This window comes from Sphingomonas sp. SUN019, assembly GCF_024758705.1.
In the GTDB taxonomy this organism is placed as follows: domain Bacteria; phylum Pseudomonadota; class Alphaproteobacteria; order Sphingomonadales; family Sphingomonadaceae; genus Sphingomonas.
On the sequence record NZ_CP096971.1, the window covers coordinates 2,733,197 to 2,755,946 of the forward strand.

At 66.1% G+C, this 22,750-nt stretch carries 24 protein-coding genes; 11 read left to right on the forward strand and 13 right to left on the reverse strand.

Annotated features, from left to right (window positions below):
- Window positions 1-8: 8 nt before the first annotated feature.
- Window positions 9-1,829, forward strand: coding sequence for an ABC transporter ATP-binding protein/permease (locus M0208_RS13155; protein WP_258892130.1), 1,821 nt, complete (start codon window positions 9-11; stop codon window positions 1,827-1,829).
- On the opposite strand, the gene M0208_RS13160 is transcribed toward M0208_RS13155, so the two are convergent.
- Complete coding sequence (locus tag M0208_RS13160) at window positions 1,830-2,093, reverse strand: GNAT family N-acetyltransferase (protein WP_258892131.1); 264 nt, start codon at window positions 2,091-2,093, stop codon at window positions 1,830-1,832.
- Between the two features lie 58 nt (window positions 2,094-2,151).
- Between M0208_RS13160 and recQ the strand changes: the two genes are divergently transcribed.
- From recQ to M0208_RS13180, 4 genes are all read left to right on the forward strand, one after another.
- Window positions 2,152-3,927 (forward strand): DNA helicase RecQ, encoded by a 1,776-nt coding sequence (gene recQ, locus M0208_RS13165; RefSeq protein WP_258892132.1) that lies wholly within the window; start codon window positions 2,152-2,154, stop codon window positions 3,925-3,927.
- 185 nt (window positions 3,928-4,112) lie between these two features.
- Window positions 4,113-4,547: a TIGR01244 family sulfur transferase gene (locus M0208_RS13170; protein ID WP_258892133.1), complete on the forward strand. Its 435-nt coding sequence runs from the start codon at window positions 4,113-4,115 to the stop codon at window positions 4,545-4,547.
- 6 nt (window positions 4,548-4,553) lie between these two features.
- A complete protein-coding gene (locus M0208_RS13175; protein WP_258892134.1) occupies window positions 4,554-4,949 on the forward strand; it encodes a hypothetical protein in 396 nt (131 codons plus the stop codon).
- A gap of 13 nt (window positions 4,950-4,962) precedes the next feature.
- On the forward strand, window positions 4,963-5,853 hold the full coding sequence (locus tag M0208_RS13180) for a sterol desaturase family protein (protein WP_258892135.1): 891 nt from the start codon (window positions 4,963-4,965) through the stop codon (window positions 5,851-5,853).
- A gap of 540 nt (window positions 5,854-6,393) precedes the next feature.
- Here M0208_RS13180 and M0208_RS13185 read toward each other — a convergent pair.
- The 4 genes from M0208_RS13185 to M0208_RS13200 form a co-directional block, all read right to left on the reverse strand.
- Window positions 6,394-7,968 (reverse strand): cisplatin damage response ATP-dependent DNA ligase, encoded by a 1,575-nt coding sequence (locus M0208_RS13185; RefSeq protein WP_258892136.1) that lies wholly within the window; start codon window positions 7,966-7,968, stop codon window positions 6,394-6,396.
- Between the two features lie 28 nt (window positions 7,969-7,996).
- The gene (locus M0208_RS13190; RefSeq protein WP_258892137.1) at window positions 7,997-8,494 is read right to left on the reverse strand and encodes a Dps family protein; all 498 of its coding nucleotides are present in this window, start codon (window positions 8,492-8,494) and stop codon (window positions 7,997-7,999) included.
- A gap of 89 nt (window positions 8,495-8,583) precedes the next feature.
- The gene (locus M0208_RS13195; RefSeq protein ID WP_258892138.1) at window positions 8,584-9,138 is read right to left on the reverse strand and encodes a TMEM165/GDT1 family protein; all 555 of its coding nucleotides are present in this window, start codon (window positions 9,136-9,138) and stop codon (window positions 8,584-8,586) included.
- Window positions 9,139-9,153: 15 nt separating this feature from the next.
- The gene (locus M0208_RS13200; protein WP_258892139.1) at window positions 9,154-9,462 is read right to left on the reverse strand and encodes a hypothetical protein; all 309 of its coding nucleotides are present in this window, start codon (window positions 9,460-9,462) and stop codon (window positions 9,154-9,156) included.
- Window positions 9,463-9,623: 161 nt separating this feature from the next.
- On the opposite strand from M0208_RS13200, the gene rpmG reads away from it, so the two are divergent.
- Window positions 9,624-9,791, forward strand: a complete 168-nt coding sequence (gene rpmG / locus M0208_RS13205) for a 50S ribosomal protein L33 (protein ID WP_066648079.1) — start codon at window positions 9,624-9,626, stop codon at window positions 9,789-9,791.
- Window positions 9,792-9,866: 75 nt separating this feature from the next.
- On the opposite strand, the gene M0208_RS13210 is transcribed toward rpmG, so the two are convergent.
- Window positions 9,867-10,274: a response regulator gene (locus M0208_RS13210; RefSeq protein ID WP_258892140.1), complete on the reverse strand. Its 408-nt coding sequence runs from the start codon at window positions 10,272-10,274 to the stop codon at window positions 9,867-9,869.
- 35 nt (window positions 10,275-10,309) lie between these two features.
- On the opposite strand from M0208_RS13210, the gene M0208_RS13215 reads away from it, so the two are divergent.
- Genes M0208_RS13215 through M0208_RS13230 form a run of 4 tightly spaced genes read left to right on the forward strand, consistent with a single transcriptional unit; the run spans window position 10,310 to window position 12,868 of the window.
- On the forward strand, window positions 10,310-10,582 hold the full coding sequence (locus M0208_RS13215; RefSeq protein ID WP_258892141.1) for a DUF3572 domain-containing protein: 273 nt from the start codon (window positions 10,310-10,312) through the stop codon (window positions 10,580-10,582).
- Window positions 10,579-11,208 carry an HAD family hydrolase gene (locus M0208_RS13220; protein ID WP_258892142.1) on the forward strand — a complete coding sequence of 210 codons (630 nt, stop codon included), beginning with the start codon at window positions 10,579-10,581 and terminating at the stop codon, window positions 11,206-11,208. The genes M0208_RS13215 and M0208_RS13220 overlap by 4 nt, the downstream gene beginning before the upstream one ends.
- A gap of 32 nt (window positions 11,209-11,240) precedes the next feature.
- The gene (locus M0208_RS13225) at window positions 11,241-11,705 is read left to right on the forward strand and encodes a RidA family protein (protein ID WP_258892143.1); all 465 of its coding nucleotides are present in this window, start codon (window positions 11,241-11,243) and stop codon (window positions 11,703-11,705) included.
- 32 nt (window positions 11,706-11,737) lie between these two features.
- The gene (locus M0208_RS13230) at window positions 11,738-12,868 is read left to right on the forward strand and encodes a GNAT family N-acetyltransferase (RefSeq protein WP_258892144.1); all 1,131 of its coding nucleotides are present in this window, start codon (window positions 11,738-11,740) and stop codon (window positions 12,866-12,868) included.
- On the opposite strand, the gene M0208_RS13235 is transcribed toward M0208_RS13230, so the two are convergent.
- From M0208_RS13235 to M0208_RS13260, 6 genes are all read right to left on the reverse strand, one after another.
- A complete protein-coding gene (locus M0208_RS13235) occupies window positions 12,865-14,469 on the reverse strand; it encodes a hypothetical protein (RefSeq protein WP_258892145.1) in 1,605 nt (534 codons plus the stop codon). The two genes, M0208_RS13230 and M0208_RS13235, sit on opposite strands and share 4 nt — an antisense overlap.
- Before the next feature lie 10 nt (window positions 14,470-14,479).
- Window positions 14,480-16,243 carry a hypothetical protein gene (locus tag M0208_RS13240; RefSeq protein WP_258892146.1) on the reverse strand — a complete coding sequence of 588 codons (1,764 nt, stop codon included), beginning with the start codon at window positions 16,241-16,243 and terminating at the stop codon, window positions 14,480-14,482.
- A gap of 52 nt (window positions 16,244-16,295) precedes the next feature.
- Window positions 16,296-17,816 carry an NAD(P)/FAD-dependent oxidoreductase gene (locus M0208_RS13245; RefSeq protein ID WP_258892147.1) on the reverse strand — a complete coding sequence of 507 codons (1,521 nt, stop codon included), beginning with the start codon at window positions 17,814-17,816 and terminating at the stop codon, window positions 16,296-16,298.
- A 60-nt stretch (window positions 17,817-17,876) separates the two neighbouring features.
- The gene (locus tag M0208_RS13250; protein WP_258892148.1) at window positions 17,877-19,442 is read right to left on the reverse strand and encodes a murein L,D-transpeptidase; all 1,566 of its coding nucleotides are present in this window, start codon (window positions 19,440-19,442) and stop codon (window positions 17,877-17,879) included.
- A 2-nt stretch (window positions 19,443-19,444) separates the two neighbouring features.
- Window positions 19,445-19,705 (reverse strand): hypothetical protein, encoded by a 261-nt coding sequence (locus M0208_RS13255; protein ID WP_258892149.1) that lies wholly within the window; start codon window positions 19,703-19,705, stop codon window positions 19,445-19,447.
- A gap of 104 nt (window positions 19,706-19,809) precedes the next feature.
- Complete coding sequence (locus M0208_RS13260; protein ID WP_258892150.1) at window positions 19,810-21,027, reverse strand: argininosuccinate synthase; 1,218 nt, start codon at window positions 21,025-21,027, stop codon at window positions 19,810-19,812.
- Between the two features lie 76 nt (window positions 21,028-21,103).
- Between M0208_RS13260 and M0208_RS13265 the strand changes: the two genes are divergently transcribed.
- Window positions 21,104-21,517, forward strand: a complete 414-nt coding sequence (locus M0208_RS13265) for a DUF1801 domain-containing protein (protein ID WP_258892151.1) — start codon at window positions 21,104-21,106, stop codon at window positions 21,515-21,517.
- Here M0208_RS13265 and M0208_RS13270 read toward each other — a convergent pair.
- Complete coding sequence (locus M0208_RS13270; protein WP_258892152.1) at window positions 21,505-22,740, reverse strand: cyclopropane-fatty-acyl-phospholipid synthase family protein; 1,236 nt, start codon at window positions 22,738-22,740, stop codon at window positions 21,505-21,507. The genes M0208_RS13265 and M0208_RS13270 overlap by 13 nt on opposite strands.
- Window positions 22,741-22,750 lie beyond the last annotated feature (10 nt).

Genomic DNA, 22,750 nt, shown 5'->3' on the forward strand with positions numbered 1-22,750 from the left:
TAGCGCCAATGCCTCCGCTCGATCCGACCACCCGGACCAGCGCCGACCGCCCGTTGCTGCCGACGCTCCGCCGCTTCCTTCCGTATCTCTGGCCGTCCGACGCGCCGGGGATGAAGGCGCGTGTGTGCGTCGCGATGGTGCTCGTCGTCGCGTCGAAGCTGGTGCAGGTGTACGGCGCGCCGTTCGCGCTGCAGGGCGCGGTGGACGGGATGGGGACGGTCAGCCCCAGCCCGGTCAGTCTGGTCGTGCTGCTGGTGATCGGCTACGCGGCGGCGCGGTTCGGCACGACGCTGTTCGACAATCTGCGCAACACGGTGTTCGAAAAGGTCGGGCAGGAGGCGACGCGGCGGCTGGCGGCGCGCGTGTTCCGGCACCTTCATCAGTTATCGCTGCGGTTCCATCTCGAGCGCCGCACGGGGGCGGTGACCAAGGTGGTCGAGCGGGGAACGAAGAGCATCGACACGATGCTGTACTTCCTGCTGTTCAACATCGCGCCGACGGTGCTGGAGTTGAGCTTGGTCATCGGCATCTTCTGGGTGAAGTTCGGCTGGCCGCTGGTGGCGGCGACGGTGCTGATGGTGGTCGTCTATATCTGGTTCACGCGTGTCGTGACCGACTGGCGCGCGTCGCTTCGCGAGCGGATGAACGATCTGGATACCGGGGCGGTCGCGCATGCGGTCGATTCGCTGCTGAATTTCGAGACGGTGAAATATTTCGGTGCGGAGGAGCGCGAGGCGCGGCGGTACGAGGCGGGGATGACCGCTTATGCGAATGCGGCGGTCAAATCGGAGAACAGCCTCGCCTGGCTGAACATCGGGCAGGCGCTGATTACGAACCTGATGCTGGGTGCGGGCATGGCCTATGTCGCGTGGGGCTGGAGCCAGGGGCGTTTCACTGCGGGCAACGTGGTGCTGGTGTCGACGCTGCTGGCGCAGTTATTCCGGCCGCTCGACCTGCTCGGCATGGTCTATCGGACGATCCGGCAAGGCGTGATCGACATGGGGGCAATGTTCGATCTGGTTGATACGCCGTCCGAGGTGGTCGACGCGGCCGATGCGACACCGCTGGTCGTGACGAAGGGGCATGTGCGGTTCGAGGACGTGCGCTTCGGATACGATGCCGGGCGCGATATCCTGAAGGGTATCGATCTCGATCTGCCCGCAGGGACGACGTTGGCAGTGGTCGGGCCGTCGGGCGCGGGGAAATCGACGCTCGCGCGGCTGATGTACCGCTTCTATGATCTGACGAGCGGGCGGATCACGATCGACGGACAGGATATCGCGCTGGTCACGCAGGCGTCGCTCCGCGCCGCGATCGGGATCGTGCCGCAGGACACCGTGCTGTTCAACGACACGATCGGCTACAATATCGCCTACGGCCGTGAGGGCGCGGGCGACGTCGAGATACGTGACGCGGCGCGCGGCGCGGCGATCGCGGGGTTCATCGAGACGCAGCCGCTGGGCTACGACACCCGCGTCGGCGAGCGCGGGCTGAAGCTGTCGGGCGGCGAGAAGCAGCGCGTCGCGATCGCGCGGACATTGCTGAAGAATCCGCCGGTGCTGATCCTGGACGAAGCGACCAGCGCGCTCGACAGCCGCACCGAGGGCGAGATCATGGAGACGCTGGAGGCGATCGAGCGCGGTCGCACCACCATCGTCATCGCGCACCGGCTGTCGACGGTGGTCAACGCCGACCGCATCGTCGTGCTGGAGGCGGGGCGAATCGTCGAACAAGGCACGCACGCGGAGCTGCTGCGGCGCGGCGGGCTGTATGCCGAAATGTGGATGCGGCAGGCGAAGGAGCGCGATGAGGCCTTGGCGGCGGAATAGTCAGCCGAGCAGGTCTCGATATTCCGGGTGGCGGTCGATATACGCGCGGACGTAGCTGCATTGCGCGACGACCTTCAGCCCTTCGTCGCGGGCGCTGTCCAGCGCGGCGCGGACGAGGCGGGCGGCGACGCCGTGGCCTTCGATCGGTTTGGGGACGTGGGTGTGGGTGAAGACGATGCGGTCGCCTTCGCGCTGATATGCCGCGACCGCGCGGTATCCGTCGACGGTCAGCTCGAATTCCTGTTCGGCCCGGTTGTCGCGCACCTTTTCTATCAAAGTCTCTTTCCCGTGAGGCGTTTCCGGCGGCTATAGCGCGCTAATCATGGTTTCCGATCCCCTTCCCGATCTTCAGCGCATCTTCGGCTTTCCCGACTTCCGCGGCGTCCAGCGGCAGGTGGTGGACCGTGTACTCGGTCATCAGCGCACGCTGGCGGTGATGCCGACCGGGGCAGGCAAGTCTTTGTGCTATCAATTGCCTTCGACGATGCTCGACGGGACGTGCGTCGTGGTGTCGCCGCTGATCGCGCTGATGCACGATCAACTGCGCGCGGCCGAGGCGGTCGGCATCCGCGCCGCGACGTTGACCAGCGTCGACACGAATCAGGCCGAAACGCGCGGGCGGTTCCTGGATGGCGAACTGGACCTGCTGTACGTCGCACCGGAGCGTGCCTCGGGCGGCGATTTCCGCGATCTGCTGTCGCGTGGGAAACTATGCCTGTTCGCGATCGACGAGGCGCATTGCGTCAGCGAATGGGGCCACGACTTCCGGCCCGATTACCGGTTGCTGCGGCCGTTGCTCGATCTGTTTCCGGATGTGCCACGGCTCGCGCTGACCGCGACCGCGGATGCGCATACGCGGGCCGATATCCTCGAACAGCTCGGCATTCCCGAGGACGGGATGATCGTCGCGGGGTTCGACCGGCCCAACATCCGCTATACGATCGCGCCGCGCGACGGGACGACGCGGCAGATCGTCGATCTGGTGCGTGCGACGCCGGGGCCGGGGATCGTTTATGCGCAGACGCGCGTCGCGACCGAGAAGCTGGCCGAGGCGCTGGCGGTCACCGGGCGGCCGACGCGGGCGTATCATGCCGGGCTGGAACCCGCGATCCGCGCGAGGAACCAGGCCGATTTCGTCGCGTCGGAGGACATGGTGATCTGCGCGACGGTCGCGTTCGGGATGGGGATCGACAAGCCCGACGTGCGTTTCGTCGCGCACGCCGGGCTGCCGAAGTCGATCGAGGCCTATTATCAGGAGACGGGGCGCGCGGGGCGCGACGGCGATCCGTCGGTCGCGCATCTGTTCTGGGGGGCGGAGGATTTTGCGAAGGCGCGGCAACGGATCGGCGAGGTCGAACCCGCGCGCCAGCCGGGCGAACGGCAGCGGCTGACCGCGCTGGGGGCGCTGGTCGAGACCGCGGGCTGCCGGCGGCGCATCCTGCTGAAGCATTTCGGCGAAGACCCGGCGGTGACGTGCGGCAATTGCGACAATTGCCTGAACCCGCCCGCCGCGATCGACGCGACCGAAACCGCGCGGAAATATCTGTCGGCGGTATTCCGCACCGGGCAGATGTTCGGCAGCACGTATGTCGAGGAGGTATTGGTCGGCAAATCGTCCGAGCGCAGCCTGATGAACGGGCATGAGGCGCTGTCGGTGTGGGGGATCGTGTCTGGCGACGAGGCGGCGTTGCTGAAACCCGTCGGGCGCGCGCTGCAGTTGCGCGACGCTTTGCGCACCAATCCGCATGGCGGGCTGGAGTTCGGACCGGACGCGCGCGCGATCCTGAAGGGTGAGGATAGCCTGTCGATGATCGTGCCGCCGAAGCGCGAACGGCGGGCGCGGACCGGCGGGCGCGGGGGCGAGGTGACGCTGAACCCGATCGGCGATCCCTTGTTCGAGGCGCTGCGCGCGCGTCGTCGCGATCTGGCGAAGGAGGCGGGGGTTCCGCCCTATGTCATCTTCCACGATTCGGTGCTGCGCGAGATGGTCGAGCGGCGGCCGGACTCGATCTCTCGGCTCAGCCGGTTGTCGGGGATCGGGCAGCGCAAGCTCGACGCTTATGGGGAAGCGTTCCTGAAAGTGATCCGCGAGAATTGATCCCGGCGGTCGTCATTCCCGCGAAAGCGGGAATCCATAGTCGCTGCGTTTGCTGAAAGGGCCGCAACGGCGGTGATTATGGATCCCCGCCTTCGCGGGGTGACGGGGGTGGAATAGCGATGGTGCTTTCCGGAGCCGACGAATCGAACCGTGTATTTTCATTTGAACCGCTCTAGGGATTCGCGATGCTCGACATTCGCCCCATCGACGACACCATCGCGGTCGCGCCGCAGATCGACCCCGCCGACATCGCTGCGGTGAAGGCCGCGGGCTATGTCGCGGTGGTCAACAACCGTCCCGATGGCGAGGAAGCGGGCCAGCCGACCGGCGCGGCGATCCGCGCGGCGTGCCAGGAAGCGGGACTTTCCTACACCGCGATTCCGGTGACCTCGGCGGGCTTCTCGCATCCGCAGGTGACCGCAATGATCGATGCGGTCGGGCAGGCGGGCGGGCCGGTGCTGGCTTATTGCCGGTCGGGCACGCGGTCGTGCAATCTGTGGGCGCTGTCCGCCGCAGGGCTCGGCGCGGATGCCGACGAGGTGACGGCGAAGGGCGCGGCGGCGGGATATGACCTTACCGGGCTGAGGCCGTTGATGGACGCCGTTTCCGCCAAAGCCTGAACGCACATGAACTGGATCGTCTTCGGCGCATCGCTCGCCGCCATCGTGATTCTGGCTGGGATCGCCGCGTGGCTGAAGCTGGGCGGCAAGGATGTCGCGCTGACCGATCCGGCCGAGGCGATGCGCGGCGCGGAAGAGGCGCTGTCGGGTTTCGTCGCCGTCTCCGCCGCGGTGAGCGAGGATTTCAGCGCCGCGCTGGTGTTCGACCGGGGCGGTCGGGTCGCGGTGCTGAAGGCGCATGGCGCGAAGGTTGCGGCGCGTGAGGTGCCGTGGCGCGCGGTGCGGTCCGCGCCCGACGGGATGATCGTCGAGACGGGCGAGCGACGCTTCGGATCGGTGCTGGTGAAGGGCGTCAACGCGCTCGACGTGCGAAGGCTGGCGCCGCAACTGACACAGGTGTAAGCTTTGTGTCGTCATGGCGCTTCCCAATCCGGTCGATCTGGCGGTTCCCGGCTTCGTCCTGCTGGTGCTGGCGGAGATGCTGGTCGCGCGGTGGAAGGACCGGACGCGCTACGAACCGCGCGATACGCTGACCTCGCTGGGGCTGGGGCTGGGGAGCACGGTGGCGGGGGTGCTGTCGGGCGGGGCGGTATTCGCGCTGGCGACGTGGGTGAGCGCTTACCGCGTCTTCGACATCGGATATGCGTGGTATTGGTTCGTCGTCTGCTTCGTGCTCGACGATCTGGCTTATTACCTCTTCCACCGCTCGGCGCACCGCGTGCGGTGGTTCTGGGCGAGCCATGTCATCCACCATTCGAGCCAGCATTATAATCTGTCGACCGCGCTCAGGCAGACGTGGACCGGTTTCTTCAGCCTGGCCTTCCTGTTCCGCCTGCCGCTGTTCCTGATCGGCTTTGCGCCGGTGATGGTGTTCTTCGTCGCAGGGCTGAACCTGATCTATCAATTCTGGATTCATACCGAGGTGATCGGACGCTGCCCGCGCTGGTTCGAGGCCGTCATGAACACGCCGTCGCACCACCGCGTCCACCACGCGACCAACCCGCGCTATCTCGATCGCAATTATGCGGGGGTGTTCATCGTGTGGGACAGGATGTTCGGCACGTTCGAACCCGAGCGCGACGACGATCGGCCGCGCTATGGGATCGTGAAGCAGCTTGGGTCTTTCAATCTGCTGTGGGCGGCGGTGCACGAATGGTTCGGGATTGCGAAGGACGTTTGGGCCGCGCCGTGGGGGTCGAAGCTCGGCTACATCTGGCGTCCGCCGGGTTGGAGCCACGACGGATCGCGCGACACGAGCGAAACGATCAAGTCGCGGTGGGCGGCCCGGGAGGGGGTTGCGGAGTGAGGAAGGCAAGGCATGGACCGCAATCCTCCCCCGCCAGGGGGAGGTGGCACGCGTAGCGTGACGGAGGGGGAGGAAAGCAATGCGCGTTGAAGTTGCGTTGGTCATCGCGGTTGCTGTTCCGCGACGGGGCAATCGCAGACGCATCGCTTACCACCCCCTCCGTCGCCTTCGGCGCCACCTCCCCCTGGCGGGGGAGGATGACGTAGCACCCGCGTTTTCCTACACGATGCCGATCTGCTAATGCTCGCTGGCTAACGGACGCTCTTTCACTTTGTCGATTCCCTCCCACGCGGGTTAGCCGGTCGGCGCTCTCAACATTCGCGTCCAAAAACGTGCCAGCGTCTCAACATTCTCAACATTCGCGGGCGTAATGCCACTCGACCGCGCGCTGGCCGATGACCATTCCTGAGCGCTGAATTACCGCCGCGCGCGTTCGATGCCGGTGCATGGGTGCGGCATTACTGCGACTTTTGGAACGCGCCGACTGCCGTCTTGGCCTAACCTTAGCCTAACTTTCCGCGGCCACGCGAAGCGCAAACCCTACGTAATCAACCGCTTCAGCCCATCCACGCTATCCGCCTCCGCCGCAGGTTTGTCGGTCCTGATCCGCGCGATGCGGGGGAAGCGCATGGCTACGCCCGATTTGTGGCGTTTCGACTGGTGGATCGAATCGAAGGCGATTTCCAGCACGAGCGTCTTCTCGACTTCGCGGACGGGGCCGAAGCGGCCCGTCGTGTGGTTGCGGACGAATTTGTCGAGCATCTTCAGCTCCTCGTCGGTGATGCCGGAATAGGCCTTTCCGACCGGGAGCAACTCTCCATCCGGCGTCCAGCAGCCGAAGGTGTAGTCGCTGTAGAAGCTCGATCGCCGCCCGCTGCCGCGCTGGGCGTACATCATCACGCAATCGGCGGTCAGCGGGTCGCGTTTCCATTTATACCACAGTCCGGTGCGGCGGCCCGCGACGTACGGGGAGTCGCGGCGTTTGAGCATGACGCCCTCGATCGCGGCGTCGCGCGTGCCGGCGCGGATGCCTTCGAGTGCGGTGAAGTTCTCGGCCTCGATCACGCGGCTGAGGTCGAAGCGGTCTGGGTCGAGGCGGTCGACGAAGCCTTCCAGATGCGCGCGACGCTCAGTCCACGGCAGCGTGCGTAAATCTTCCGCGCCGTCGAACAGGATGTCGTACAGGCGTACGAAGGCGGGGGCTTCGGCGAGCATTTTCGCGGACACGACCTTCCGGCCAAGGCGCTGCTGAAGCGCGTTGAAGCTGGCCGCCTCTCCGCCTTGCGTGTCGCCCTTCACCAGCAGTTCGCCGTCGACCACGCCGGGTTCGGCGAAGGCGGCGGCGACGTCGGGGAAGGCGCCGGTCACGTCGTCGCCGGTGCGGCTGTAGAGCCGCGTTTGTCCGGCGACATGGACGATCTGAACGCGGATGCCGTCCCATTTCCATTCCGCGGCGTAGTCGGTGAGGTCGACGCGCAGGTCTTCGAGCGGATGCGCGAGCATGAACGGACGGAACACGGGGACGTCGGCGGGCGTGGGCTGTGCGCCGCGGCCCTCGGCCCAGGCGAACAGTTCGGGATAGGGGGCCTTCAGGCCGTGCCAGACTTCCTCGACCGCATTGACGTCGATCCCGAACGCGTCGGCCAGCGCCTGTTTGGCGAGCCGCGCGGAGACGCCGACGCGCAGCCCCCCGGTCGCCATCTTGAGCAGGGCGAAGCGCTCCTCCGCATCCGACGCGTCGAGCATCGCGGCGAGAGCAGCGGGGGCTTCGGAGCGGGATAAATTCTGCAGGGTGTCGACAACCGCAGCGACGCTCAGCGGTTCGGCCTGTCCCACCTCATGCGGTTCGGGCCACAGCAACGCTACCGTCTCCGCCGTATCACCGACATAATCGCGGCTCATCCGGAACAAGACGGGATCGACGCGTTCCTCGATCAGCCCGCGGATCACCGCGGATTTGACGCCGGGCAGATCGAGATCGCCAGTCAGCGCCGCCATCGCCCAACCGCGATCGGGGTCGGGGGTGGCGCGGAGGTAATCGCCGATCAGCTTCAGCTTCGCAGTGCGCGAGCGGGTGTAGATCAGCGAATCGAGAAGCGCGGCGAAGGCGTGCATCGTGGGACAGCCTTCGCCGCGACCGGAATCAGCCCTTCCTGCTCGCCTCGAACAGGAACCATGCGCGTTCCTCGGCCTGGTCGGTCCATTCGTCGACGATGCCGCTTGTCGCGTTGTCCTTTGCGTCGTCGGCGGCGTCCTTCACGACGCGGAAGCTCTCGACCAGCTTGAGGTTGTCCTCGCGCAGTTCCGCCAGCATCTCGGCGGGGGGCACGAATTCCTTGTCATTGTCCTTGATCGTCTGGCGGCGCGACACGTCGCCGATTGAACGAAGCGTGACGTTGCCGGTCTTGCGCACGCGTTCGGCGATGTCGTCGGTGACCGCCAGGATCTGCGTCGCCTGATCGTCCATCAGCAGGTGATAGTCGCGGAAATGCGGGCCGGACACGTGCCAGTGGAAGTTCTTCGTCTTGAAATACAGCGCGTAGCAATCGGCGAGCGCGGAATTGAGCGCATCGGCCACCGACTTCACGTCGTTGCGGGCGAGATCGGTGGGGGTTTTCAGGGCGGGGGCGATGTCGGCCATTGATTCGGCTCCAGTGCTGGGATTTGTTGCGATAACGAACCGATCACGGAATCGCTCCCGTGATTGTGGCGGTCACTGAAAGCGACGAATCAGATCAGACGAAGCCCGGTCAGGCCGATCCACAGTCCGGCGATCGTCAGGATCGCGGCGGCGGCGATGCGGACGGGCCGGAGCGGGAGCGCCTGCCATTTCGCTTCGCCGAGCAGGATCGCCGGCGTGGCGACAGCGAGCGCCCCGATCGTCGCGCCGATTGCGGCGAGCCACGGCATCGGGCTGCGCGCGGCGAGCGCGGCGGTGACGAACTGCATCCGGTCGCCGAGCGCCATGATGGCGAGGCCGAGGATGCTTGTCGCGACCGCGCCGATGCGCCAGTTCTCCAGCCGGTCGGGTGCCTTGTTGCGGAACGGCGCGCCGAGGCCGGCGAACAGGAGCGCGAGGGCGAGCAGGAGTTGCTTCGCTTCGGGCGTCAGGAGCGGCGCGACCAGGATGCCGCCGACGACGCCGAGCGCGTAGTTGGCGGCGAGCGCCATCGTCATCGCGGCGATCACCAAGGCGGGCGAGCGGAAGCGATCGGCCAGAATTGCGGCGAGCCACGGGGTCTTGTCGCCGATTTGGCACAGGGCGCCGAGCACAAGAGCGGCCATCAGCGCGTCCATGAATCAGGCGGCGAATCGGACCTGGCACGCGGCGGCGAATGCGTCCGAGGCGGCGGCGTCCTGCCGGTCGCAGCCGACCGCGTCCTTCAGCATCGCCAGCCAGCCGTGGACGAGCACGCCCTGTTCGCCGCGGGCGAGCGCCGATTCGAGCAGGTGGGCGACGGTGACCGCGGGCAGCATCCCGTTGCGGTGCGCGACGCGACGGATCGCGTCGATTTCGTTCGCGACGGTGGCGGGGCCAGCGCGCCATTCGATCGCGGCGATGCGGCGGGTGAGTTCCGCGCGTGCGGTGATGATTCCGTCCTCGATCATGCCCAATCCCCTTCTGGACGACAGCGTCGCCCGAACAGGGTAAAGGACGCGTTAACGGCAGGTCAGACTTGACTCATGCACAGGCTTCCGCCATGCGCCGCCCCTTGCAGCGGTGGGCTCGCCTCGCCGCTATTTTCGTTTTTCAGCTACAGGAGGAGGTCATGGCCAAGCCAACCACCGTCAAGATCAAGCTCGTGAGCTCGGCCGACACCGGTTTCTTCTACGTCACCAAGAAGAACCCGCGGACCAAGACCGAAAAGCTTTCGTTCAAGAAGTACGATCCCGTCGTGCGCAAGCATGTCGAGTTCAAGGAAGCCAAGATCAAGTGATCGCAGCGGCGGCCTGACGGTCGCCGGCGAAGGTTCGAACGGGCCGCCGGCGATGAGCCGAGCGGCCTTTTCGTGTTAGGTGGTTTCCAGGTCGGGTTCGGCCTCTGGCGCTGCGGGCGGCTGGATCAGCGCGCCGACCGCGTCCATGAAGCGGGCGAGGCTGATCGGTTTCGACACATAGGCGTCGGCCCCCGCCGCGCGGATGCGTTCCTCGTCTTCGCGCCCGGCATAAGCGGTCACCGCCATGACCGGGATGCCTTTCAACTCGTCGTCAGCCTTCAGCTCCAGGATCAGTTCGTAGCCGGTTACGTGGGGCATCTGGATGTCCATCACGATCAGGTCGGGGGTGAATTCGCGGGCGCGGGCGACGGCTTCGCGGCCGTCGCGAACGGGTTCGGCGGCATATTCGTGCGCGCGCAGCAGGTCGCAGAACAGCTTCAGGTTGAGTTCGTTGTCCTCGACAACGAGCACCCTTTTTGCCACGCGCGGTTCATCCTCCATGGCGAGACGATTAGGCGATGCGGACGCGCGAGACAATTGAGGACGCCGATTCGCTGGCGCTGCGCGCGTTGGTGTGGACATTGGCGGAACCCGATCGCGCCTTGCGGCTGATTTCGCTGACGGGGCTGGAGCCGTCCGACCTGCGTTCGCGGATCACCGATCCTACGGTTTTGGCCGCTAGTCTCGCCTTTCTGGAGGCGCATGAGCCCGATCTGATCGCGTGCGCGGAGGGGCTGGGGGTGAAGCCCGAGGCGCTGGTGCGGGCGCGGCATACCTTGGAGAATACATGACCCGCCCGCTGCTGATTTCCGATTGCGACGAAGTGCTGCTCCACATGGTGAAGCATTTCGGCGCGTGGCTGGAAGAGGCGCATGAGATCGACTTCGCGATCGCAGGCAGCGACCTGTCGGGCAGCATGACGCGGCGGGGCGGCGGCGCGGCGCCGACGCGCGAGGATATGTGGGGGTTCTTTCAGGGTTTCTTTCCCGGCGAGATGCACCGCCAGACATTGGTGCCGCATGCGCGCGAGGCGTTGACGGCGCTGGGCGAACGGGCCGATATCGTGATCCTGACCAATCTGGGCGATCATTGCCGCGCCCACCGGATCGAGCAACTGGCGGCGTTCGGGATCGACCACCGGGTCGAATGCAACCAGGGCGGCAAGGGCGATCCGGTCGCGCGGCTGGTAGCGGAATATGGCGATCCCGTCACGGTGTTCATCGACGATCTGGCGGTGCATCACGAATCGGTCGCGCGGGCCGCGCCGGGGGTCCACCGGCTGCACATGATCAGCGAGCCGACGCTGGCGGAAAAAATCCCGCCCGCGCCGTTCGCGCACGCGCGGATCGACGACTGGCGTGAGGCGCAGGACTGGATCGCGGCGCGCTTTGCCGACGGACGCCCGGCGAAGGATTGACCGCGGCGCGCGGGCGGTGTTGAAGCCGGGCCATGACCACGCATATCGATCGCAAGCTGGAAGAACTCGGACTCGAGCTTCCCGTTGCCGCCGCGCCCGTCGCGGCCTATGTTCCGACCGTCCTGGCAGGCAATCTGCTGCACATTTCGGGGCAGTTGCCGTTCAAGGACGGCAAGGTCGTCACCGGAAGGCTGGGCGACGGCGTCAGCCTGGAGGACGGGCAGGATGCGGCGCAGCGCTGCGCGCTGATGCTGGTCGCGCAGATCAAGGCCGCGCTGGGCGGTGATCTAGGCCGGGTCGAGCGGATCGTAAAGCTGGGCGTGTTCGTCAATTCGCATGGCGACTTCACCGACCAGCCGAAGGTGGCGAACGGTGCGAGCGAGCTGATGGTGGCGCTGTTCGGCGATGCCGGGCGTCATGCGCGGTCGGCGGTGGGCGTGCCGGTGCTGCCGCTGGGCGCGGCGGTCGAGATCGATGCGATCGTGCAGGTGGCTTGAGCCCTAACCCACCCCTGCTACGTTAGCGGCGGATGACCGCGCTCATCGCTCGCATCGCGGACGGCGTTTCCGCCATTCCGGCCGAGCAATGGGATGCGTGTGCGGGGGGCGATAATCCCTTCGTCGGGCACGCGTTTCTGTCGGCGCTGGAGGAATCGCGCAGCGTCGGCGGACGTAGCGGGTGGCAGGCTATTCCGGTGATCGTCGATGGCGCGGACGGGACGCCCGCCGCGGTCGCGCCCGCCTATGCCAAGAGCCACAGTCAGGGCGAGTATGTCTTCGACCATGGCTGGGCCGATGCGTGGGAGCGGGCCGGGGGCAGCTATTATCCGAAACTTCAGATCGCAGCGCCGTTCACGCCGGTTCCGGGGCCGCGGTTGTTGCTGCGCGATTCCTCGGCCGCGCCTGCGCTGATCGCCGCGCTGGAGGAGGTGACCGACCAGCATAAGTTATCGTCTGCGCACGCCACGTTCGTCGCGCCCGGTCAGGTGCATCTGTTCGAGGCGGCAGGGTGGCTGATCCGGCACGGCACGCAATTCCACTGGAAGAACGATGGTTACGCGACGTTCGACGATTTCCTCGGACGCCTGTCTAGCCGCAAGCGCAAGGCGATCCGCAAGGAGCGCAGCGGCGCGGTCGAGGGGCTGACGATCCGGCATTTGACGGGCGCGGAAATCGGCGCGCGTGAGTGGGATGCGTTCTGGGCGTTCTATCAGGATACCGGCAGCCGGAAATGGGGGCAGCCGTATCTGACGCGCGACTTCTTCCCGTTGCTGGGGGAGAAACTGGGCGAGCGCGTGCTGATGATCCTGGCCGAGCGTGACGGGCGGCCGGTCGCGGGGGCGCTTAACCTGATCGGCGGCGATGTGCTGTACGGGCGCTATTGGGGCTGTACTGAGGACGTCCCGTTCCTGCATTTCGAATTATGCTATTATCAGGCGATCGACGCCGCGATCGCGCGGGGGCTGGGGACGGTCGAGGCGGGCGCACAGGGGGAGCATAAGCTGGCGCGGGGCTATGCGCCGGTGGCGACGTTTTCGGCGCACTATATTCCTGACGCGGGGTTCCGACGCGCGGTGTCCGATTTCCTGGTGCGCGAGCGGGCGGCGGTGGCGGCGGACGCTGAGTTCCTGGGACAGATGACGCCGTTCCGGCGCGGTTAGCGCCTTACGATGCCGAATTCGCTGTCGTCGAAGCTTGGCGGGGGACGGCGGTGGTCGACGCGGTACAGGACGCTGGCGCTGGTCGGCGAGCGCCAGATGGGTATGAGGTCGCTGGCGTATTTCGGGTCGAACAGCGGCGGGCGGACCAGCCAGACGTAATCGAACGCGTCGCGCGGGAAACGCGCCACCGCGCGGTTGATCGGACGCCAGAATTCGCGCTTGCACTGCACCGGCGTGACGATTTGCGACGGATCATGCGCGAAGGTTCGCGCGATCGTGTATTTCGCGGTCAGCAATTGCGCGCCGGCCATCGACCATTGATCGTTCGAATAGGCGAGCTTGCGTTCCAGCGCGACCGCGGAAATATGTTCGAGCCGCGTCATCATCCAGTCGTTGTTGCAATTGTACCCGACGAAGGTGACCACCTTCGCGCCGGTCGGCAGGCGATCGAGCGCGGCGAGTTCGGTGTCGTAGTCGCGATCGAACATCCAGTAGCTGATCGTCGTGCCGCCGGTGCGCAGCAGGAAGAACGTCACCGCCAGCACCGCAAGGATGCTGGCGTGACGGGCGGTCATCGCCGCGCGCGGGCGGATCGCGACGATGGCGATGGCGATTACGAACGGGGCGAGGCGCATGTCGGCATAGGCCGAACCGAACACGATCCGCGGCAGCACCGCGAAGACGAGCGCCAGGAAGATCGCCGATAGGCCCAAGTTGCGCGAATATTCGATCGCGGGATCGCGAAAGCCCTTGAACAGGACGAGATAAAGAATGGCCGTCGCGGCGACGTCCCACGCCTCCCACCGATCGCGCAGGATCATCGTCAGCCAGCCGATCTTCGCGCGCCAGTTGAACCAGTCCGCGGTTTGCCCGGTGACGTGATCGCCCGACCGCCAGAAGATCATCATCAGCATTGGCAGCGCGAGCGGCAGGCAGCCGAGCCCGGCGCGGAACCAGCTTTCGATCCAATGCCCGCCCGCACGGTCCTTTCGCGCATCATGCTGACGGATCATCTCGGCGGAGAAAGCGAGCACGCCGAGCACGCCCCAGCCGAAGGTGTGACATAGCCACAACAGGCACGACGCGGGAACGAAGATGATCGCGCGCAGGCGGAATTTGCCGAGCCGCCCGAGGCGGAGCCACAGGGCGAACAGGCAGAGTGCGATGCCCATCGACAGCGCGAAGTTCACGAAGCCGAACTGGAAGGGGTAGCTGTAGGCGAGCGGCAGCGCGAAGTACGCGGTCGGGGGGACGCGGCCATGCACTTCGCGCGCGATCCATAGCAGGCCCGCGGCGGTGAGTGCGGGGATCGTCAGCACGATCAGCTTGACCGCAAACTCCAGCCCGAAGACCGGCGCGAGCGGTTCGATCAGCAGGTCGAACCCGAGATTGCCGATCAGCGACCAGCGGAAGTCGAACCAGTCGGCGAGCCACGGCGCGCTATCGAGCGACAATTGAACACGGAAACGGCCCATGTGGCCCGGCAGGTCGACCAGCGGCGGGATGTTCGGCCATAGCAGCGGCACGATCGCGACGAACGTCGCCAGCGCGACGAAGCTGCGTGTCTGCCACCAGGTGAGGGGCGCGCCCGGACGGTCCATGCGCCGCGCTCTAGGGGCGGGCGGGCGCGCTCGGCAAGGGGCGAACGACGCGCCAAGCCAGGGCGGGGCTTTGGAGATCGATCGGTTGCAGCCAATCGAACCGCTCACCGCGCTCCAGCCGCGCCCAGAATCCGTTCGGGGCGAGCCTGTGGTAGATCGCCCCTTCGGCAAGACCGGGACAAAAGGCGACGTAGTCCGCGCCGCTGGCCAGGATCATTCGACGGGCGGATAGCGGGCTTCCCGTGAAAGTCGTCAGCACATTGGCGAGCGGGATCGCGCCGCGGTGATAGCCGCCCGCAATCGCGCGATGGCGGGTCATGGCGATGATTTCCGGCGTGACGTCGATCGGCGCATAGACGAGGCCGGCTGGCAGCCGATCGATCGCGCGGATATCGGCGAAGGCATCACACGACGGGCGGTTCGAGGCTGGGGCAGTCGGGTGATAGGCCGAAGAGGAGAGTGCTCCGCCAGCGACCAGCGCAATTCCCGCCGCCTGTCCCGGTGACGCGACCAACAGCGCGCCGGCGGTGGCAAACAGTCGCTTCGTCGGTGAGCGGATCGCCCGTGCACGGGTCAACATCGCTAACAGCAGTGCGGCGGCGCCGGGAAGCGCCAGAGCATTGGCGGTGGCGCTGGCGCGGTTGACGAGAAGCGACAGGACGGTGGCGGCGGCGAGTAGAGCTAGCAGAAGCAGCCAGCGTGTGCGCGCCGCTCCGGTCGATAGACGCAGAGCGCGAATCGTACCGTACAGACCGGCAAGCGGGAGCCCGATGCTCATCGCGGCCCAATAGTGGGTCTGTTCCCAGATCGGACGGCCTTCGGGGACGTTGAGATACCAGAAATCATAGACGATCGGCGGGAGCGTCGCGAAGGGGCCTTTGAGGCATGCCGGGTCGGTCAGAAAGAGCGTGGTTGCGGTCGCGACACCGGCTATTCCAAGTGCGGCGAGGCGTGCAAGCGGCCCGAAGCGCGTCGTGCCGACCGCAGCGGTAACGCCGATCGCGGCCGCGCCGAGCATCGCGAGCCACGCCGGGGCGATCGCATCGCAGACGGGGAGCCACAGGGCGGGACCGCGGGTGACGGCGTGGAGCGTGAGCGCGCCGACGAACAGCGACCAGATCAACGCCAGCAAAAACGCTCGTCGATCGGGCTGGAAAGCCCACGCGGCGCCGGCGACCACGACAATCATTGTAACGATCGGCAGCCCTTCGAGCGAAATGGTGAGCAACGCGGCGAGAGACAGTCCGGCCAGCGCGCCGCGCCTTGCTGTGGGCGGCGCAAGCAGCAGTGCGGTCGCGGCCAACGTTAGAACGATCTGCCAGCCGTGATGATCGATCCGGAGCGGACGGATTTGGTACAGGATGGGAGCCGATAGCGGCAGCAGAATCATCGCCAGCCGAGCGGTCGCGCCATCCGCGGCGCGGCGCGTGACCATCGCCGCCGCAGCCATTGCGGCGAGCAGGGTGAGCAGGGGCACGATGACGAGCGTGCCGCGGATGGCGAGTGGATCGCTGAGCAATGGCCGGAGCGCCAGCAATGTGGCGGCGAGCGGGAGGTCGACCAGGCGCGACCAGTGCATCGGGAAATTGCCGCGATTCAGTTTGTGCTGCGCGACGTCCCACCAGCTTTGCCCGGCGAGCCAGTCGCGTACCTCCATCAGGCGCATCATATCGTCGGGGTCGGGGAGTTTCAGGACCGCGATGGCCGGGAGCGCGACCAGAATCAGGATCGTCGCCGCGATGGCCCAGGTGACAAGAATGGGCCGGGCCAGCAACGGTATCTCCGTCTTTTCCGACGCCCCGAAAGGTAGGGGGTGGCTCATCGCCTTACGCCGCTTTTCGGTCCGGCAGGCGTGCGGGAACGTCGCGGACGCTGGCCAGTGCGGCCTGTTCGCCCTCGGTGCCGCTTTCGTGATATTCGGCATCTTCGTTGACCGCCCAGATGTCATAGGCGCGGTGGCCGAGTGCTATGTTCTTGGCGGTCAGCATCGCGGTCATCATCGCGTGATCCTGGTTGTTGTAGCGATGCATGCCGTTGCGGCCGACGCAGTGGAGTGTGGGGTAGCGGCCTTCGATCTCGCGGCGCAGCGCGTCGACGTTGGCGGCGTAATCCTCGTCATAGACGGGATAGGCCTTTTCCTGCCGCACGACCGCGCCGCCCGTCACCTGCGCGGGATCGCAGAGGCCGAGGATCGCCATTTCCTTCGTCGCCAGCGCGATCAGGTCTTCGTCGCTGGACGCCCAAAGTCCGTCACCTTCGAAGCAGAAATACTCCAAGCCAACGCAGGCGATCCCGGCGTCGGGCACCATTTCGGGCGACCACGAGCGGAAGTTCTGCACGCGGCCGACCTTCACCTTCGAATCGTGGATGTAGATCCAGTTGTCGGGGAACAGATCGGGCGATCTGATCATCAGCGCGACGGTCAGGAAGTCGCGATAGCGCAGGTTTGCGGCCTCCGGCAGCGTCGCGGGGAGCGGGTGAAGCCGCGTCGCGAGTTCGCGCATCGGGGCTGAGGAGATGACGTGCGCGGCGTTGATCGCCACGGCCGCGCCGTCATGCGTGGCGGTGACGGTCCAGCGTTGCGTAGCGTCGTTGAAGGCGAGTTGCTTCAGCGCATGGCCCATCAGGATGCGGTTGCCACGACCAATCACGAGATCGCGCGCGGCGTCCCACATCATGCCTGGGCCGAGCCGCGGGTAGCGGAAGCTTTCGAGCAGCGTCTTCACCGCCATGCCGTCGTTCTTGCGCTTGTTCAGGCCCAGGCTGCGTTTCAGCCCATCCGTGACCGCGCCCCACAGCGACAATCCCTTGATGCGTTGCGCCGCCCAGTCCGCGGACATTTCGTCGCACGGCATCCCCCAGACCTTTTCGGTGTAGGTCTTGAAGAAGATGGAATAGAGTTTCCAGCCGAACTGGTTGACGGTCCAGTCCTCGAAGCTCTTCACCAGTTTGTTGGGGAACAGTTTCGATTTGGCGAAACTGGCCATGCAGAGCGTCGAGCGCCAGATGCCGAGATTCCACAGCGCCTCGAACGCGCGCAGCGGATAGCTGTAGAATTTGCCCTCGTAATAGATGCGGCTCATGCGCGGGCGTTCGATGAAATCGTGCGGAAGAATCTCGTTCCAGAGATCGACGACTTCCTGCGATTTCGAGAAGAAGCGATGCCCGCCGATATCGAAGCGGAAGCCCTGATGTTCGACCGTGCGGCTGATCCCGCCCACATAGGTCGGATCTTTCTCGATCACCGTGACCGAATAGCCCTGCTTCCCCAACAGATACGCCGCGGTAAGCCCCGCAGGCCCCGCACCGATGATCGCCACGTCCACCGCACCGCCGGAATTCGCCATCTCGCCTTAGCCCCCAAGCTTTCTCGGAGCCGGAAATGAACGAGGATGGTTGAGGGGTGGTTAACGGCTGGCGATCTGTTCCGCGTCGCGGCCGTAGGTGTCGGGGGTGTAGGTTATGCGCTCTTCGGCCGGGCTGGCGGTGAAATAGAGCAGATACACCGGAACCGCGGCGGGCACGGGGAGATGCTGTTCGGGCGCGGACGATTTGGGTTTCAGCGTCTGGCCGAACAACCAGCGGCCGAGCCGGGATGCGTCCTCCAGCCGGACGCAGCCGTTGCTGAGGTGGCGGTCGGCCTTTGCAAACAGCGCCTTTTGCGGCGTGTCGTGGAGGTAGATGCCTTGGTCGTTGGGGAACATGAACTTCACCGACCCCATCGAATTGCCGCGGCCGGGCAGTTCGCGGACGCGCGGTTCGACCGTGCCCGCCTCGACCGCGCGCCAGTCGATCGACGATGCGGGAAGGACGGTGGCGTCGGCGGTCCAGTCCGACATGGCTTCATAGCCGAGCGCGGCGAGCGATTTTCCCGCCAGCACCTTGGGCGCGATTCGTTTGCGGACCAAGTCGACGGGCACGTTCCAATAGGGGTTGAGCGTGGCGTAGCGGATCATGCCGGCCATCATCGGGGTCTGTGTTTCGGGCGTGCCGACGACGACGCGCATCGTGCCCTGTTCGGACCCTTCGCCGAAATACCACAGCCGAGCGCCGGCGGCGTCGACGACGATGTGGCGGGTCCATGCGCCGGGCAAGAGACGCGCGCGTTCGAGGTTCAGGTGGAGTAGCGCGCGACGATCGGGGGCTGGATCGGCCTGATTGGTGTTGAGCGCGGCGATGGTGCGCGCGCCCGCGATGCCGTCAGCGGGAAGGCCGTGCGACGCCTGGAAGCGGCGGACGCGGGCGGCGAGCGCATCGTCGAAGGCGTTGCCGTCGTCGAGGCCGAGGCGTTGGCGGAGCAGCGCGACGCGGTCGCCGGTCGCGCCGGGCTTCAGCAGTGGGCCGGGCGGAATTTCGACCGGCGGGCCTTCGATGGCCGGTCTGCTCTCTGCGAGCGCGGTGCGCAGGCGCGCGTAGAGCGGACTCATCCAGCCCATGCGCGCTACGTAATCGCCGAACGAAGGTGCGAGCGCGGCGCGGCGGAGGATTTCCTCGGGCTTGTCGCGTTGCGGTTCGAGTTCGGTGTCGAGGTAACGGATGTCGATGCGCGGGTTACGCATATCGCGGACGAGTTCGGCGAACGCGGCCGACAACGCGATTTCGGTATAGCCCAACGCCTTGGGATCGCCGCTTTCGGACTCGGCGATCAGGCGGCGGAGGCGATCTGGGTTATAGCGGTCGGGGTCGAGGCCGTCGACATCGACCGTCTCGATGATATCGACCAAGTTCTGCGCCTGCGGCGCGACGCCGGTGTCGGTAACCCAGATCGGCCAATAGCCGCGCTGGCGGTAGAAATTCTTGATCTTCCCGCCGACCTGGTCGCGGATCGACTTCGCGACCGCACTCGATTCGGTCGGCGCGACCGCCACAGCCTGCGCCGCCGCGACGCTTGGGAGCGTGGCGGCGGCGGCAAGCGCGAGCGGCAATGCGAGCCAGCCCGCGTGCCGGGCGGCTGCCCGGACGCGGGCGGGCAAGGTCAGCCTCGTTCGCCGCGCGGGGTGGGCGGCGGGGGCGGTGGCGGAGGCGGGCAGGGCGGACCGGAGATAGGGTGGAACACGCCATCGGGCGTGTAGTAACCGTCGACGATGCCGTCGCCATTGCTGTCCGCGGCGACCGTCCCGGCGATTGCGCCCGGACCCGTCGGCGGCGCGGGCGCGACGATTTCCTCGCGATCGGTGGCGCAGGCGCTGAGCGCGGTCGCGCCGATCAGAAGCGCGGTGAGATATCCGGCTTTCATACATCCTCCCTCTCTACAGGCCGGGGTTCGGCCGGGGTGAGCAGTGTAACGCCAAATCTCCCTGAGTCGTTCCAGAACGGCAACGACCCGCCGCTTCGCCCGCGCTATCGGTCGCGTCGCCCGAGCAGGCGGAGCCGGAGCGCGTTCAGCTTGATGAAGCCCGCCGCGTCGCGCTGATCGTAGGCGCCCTGGTCGTCTTCGAACGTCACGACCTTTTCGCTGTAGAGCGAATGGGGCGATTTGCGGCCGGTGACGGACACGTTGCCCTTGTAGAGTTTGAGACGGACGGTGCCCGTCACCTTTTCCTGGCTGTGGTCGACCGCGGCCTGCAGCATTTCACGTTCGGGGCTGAACCAGAAGCCGTTATAGACCAGTTCGGCATAGCGCGGGGCGAGTTCGTCCTTCAGGTGCGCCGCGCCTCGATCGAGCGTCAGCTGTTCGATCCCGCGGTGCGCGAGGTGATAGATCGTTCCGCCTGGCGTTTCGTACATTCCGCGCGACTTCATCCCAACGAAGCGGTTCTCGACCAGATCGAGACGGCCGATGCCGTGTTTGCGGCCGAGGTCGTTGAGCGCTTCTAGCAACGTCGCGGGCGACGTGCCGACGCCGTTCACGGCGACGCCGTCGCCGCGTTCGAAGTCGATCGTGATCGTTTCCGGCGCGTCGGGCGCGTCCTCCGGATTGACCGTGCGCGAATAAACGTAATCGGGGACTTCATCCCACGGGTCTTCGAGCACTTTGCCCTCGGACGAGGTGTGCAGCATATTCGCGTCGGTCGAAAACGGCGCTTCGCCGCGCTTGTCCTTACTGACCGGAATCTGGTGCTGTTCGGCGAATTCGATCAGGCGCGTGCGGCTGGTCAGATCCCATTCGCGCCACGGCGCGATGACCTTTATGTCGGGCGCGAGCGCGTAATAACCGAGTTCGAAGCGGACCTGATCGTTGCCCTTGCCGGTCGCGCCGTGGCTGACCGCATCGGCGTTTACCGCCCGCGCGATCTCGATCTGTCGCTTGGCGATCAGCGGGCGCGCGATCGACGTGCCGAGCAGGTACAGCCCTTCATAGAGCGCGTTCGCGCGCATCATCGGGAAGACGTAATCCTTGACGAATTCCTCGCGCAGATCGTCGATGAAGATATGTTCGGGTTTGACGCCGGCCATCTCGGCCTTGCGGCGGGCGGGTTCCAGCTCCTCGCCCTGGCCGAGATCGGCGGTGAAGGTCACGACCTCACACCCATAGGTCTGCTGCAGCCATTTCAGGATCACGCTGGTGTCGAGGCCGCCCGAATAAGCGAGAACGACGCGATTGATCTGGTCTGACATGGGCAACTCCGGCGGGACTGGACGCGCCGCGCTCTAAGAGCGAGCATCCGGCGGCGCAACCGCGGGAGTTGTTGAAATGGCGGAGATGAAGACCAGGGCGACCCAAAGCGACGTTGCCGTGCTTCTGGATCGGGCCGAACCGGAACAGCGGCGGGTGGATGGCAAGGTGCTGGCGGAGACGTTCGCGCGGGTGACAGGGGAGACGGCGACGATGTGGGGCCCGTCGATCGTCGGATACGGGCGCTATCGATATCGCTACGAGAGTGGGCGCGAGGGAGAGTCGTGCCGGGTCGGCTTCTCCCCGCGCAAGGCGGCGCTTGTCCTGTACGTCGATGCGGGATCGCACGACGCGCTGCTTGCGCGGTTGGGCAAGCATTCGACCGGCAAGGGGTGTCTGTACGTCAAGAAATTGGCGGACGTGGACGGGGGCGTGCTGGAGCAGGTGATCGCCGCGGCCTGGGCCGATAATCGCGCGCGCTATCCGGATTGAGCGCGGAGCGCGCGTTCGGCGTCGACGATGTAATCTCGCGTGATGGGGACAACGACGCGGCTGCGGGCGAGCTGGATCTGGTAATTACAGAGGCCGCCGTGGCGGAACGCGGTGCCTGCGCCCGCCAAGTAGAAGGTCCACATGCGGTAGAAGCGTTCGTCGTAGAGCGCGACGATCGCGTCTTTCGCGGCGACGGTGCGGTCGTACCAGGCGTCCAGCGTCCAGGCGTAGTGGAGCCGCAGCACCTCTATGTCGGTCGGGAAGAGGCGGAGGCCTTCGTAGGCGCGGACGATTTCGGACAGCGCCGGGTTGTAGCCGCCGGGGAAGATGTACTTGGCGGTGAAGTCGTCGGTGACGCCGGGCTTTCCCATGCGGCCGATGGTGTGAACCAGCATCACGCCGTCGGGCGCCAGCAGTTCGCGGCATTTGCGGAAGAAAGTGCGGTATTGCGGCGGGCCGACATGTTCGAACATGCCGACCGATACGATGCGGTCGAACTGGCCGGTCAGTTCGCGGTAGTCGATCAGTTCGAAGCGCACCTTGTCCGCGACGCCCCCGTCGGCGGCGCGCCTGCGGGCGACCTTCAATTGTTCTTCGGACAAGGTAATGCCGAGCACGTCTGCGCCAGTCTTCGCGTGCAGGTACAGCGCCAGCCCGCCCCAGCCGCAGCCGATATCGAGCACGCGCATCCCCGGTTTCAGCAGGAGTTTTGCGGCGATGTGCGCCTTCTTGTCGGCCTGCGCCTGATCGAGCGTATTGGCCGGGTCGGTATAGTAAGCGCAGCTGTACTGGCGATCGGCATCGAGGAAGAGGTCGTATAGCCGGTCGCTCAGGTCATAATGGTGTGCAACGTTGCGCTTCGATCGGCGCGCCATGTTGATCCGGTCGACGCGGTGCGAGACGCTGCCGAGCAGGCGCAGCGGCAGGATCGGTTCGATCGATTTGCGGCCTGCTTCCCATAGCGTGTTGGCCTTCAGCAGCACGATCAACCCGCGGATGTCGCCTGATTCGATGATCAGGCGGCCGTCCATGAACATCTCCGCCGCGCCCAAGCCGGGATTGCGCACGATGGCGAGCGGCACGCCACGGTCGGCGAAGCGGATCGCGACTTCGGGCATGTCGGGGTCGGCGGCGCCGAAGGTGCGCTTTTCGCCGTTCGCATGGGTGACGTGGAGCAGCCCGCGCTTGACGTGGGATGCGAGGAAGCGGTCGATCAGCGCCATGACACGATCA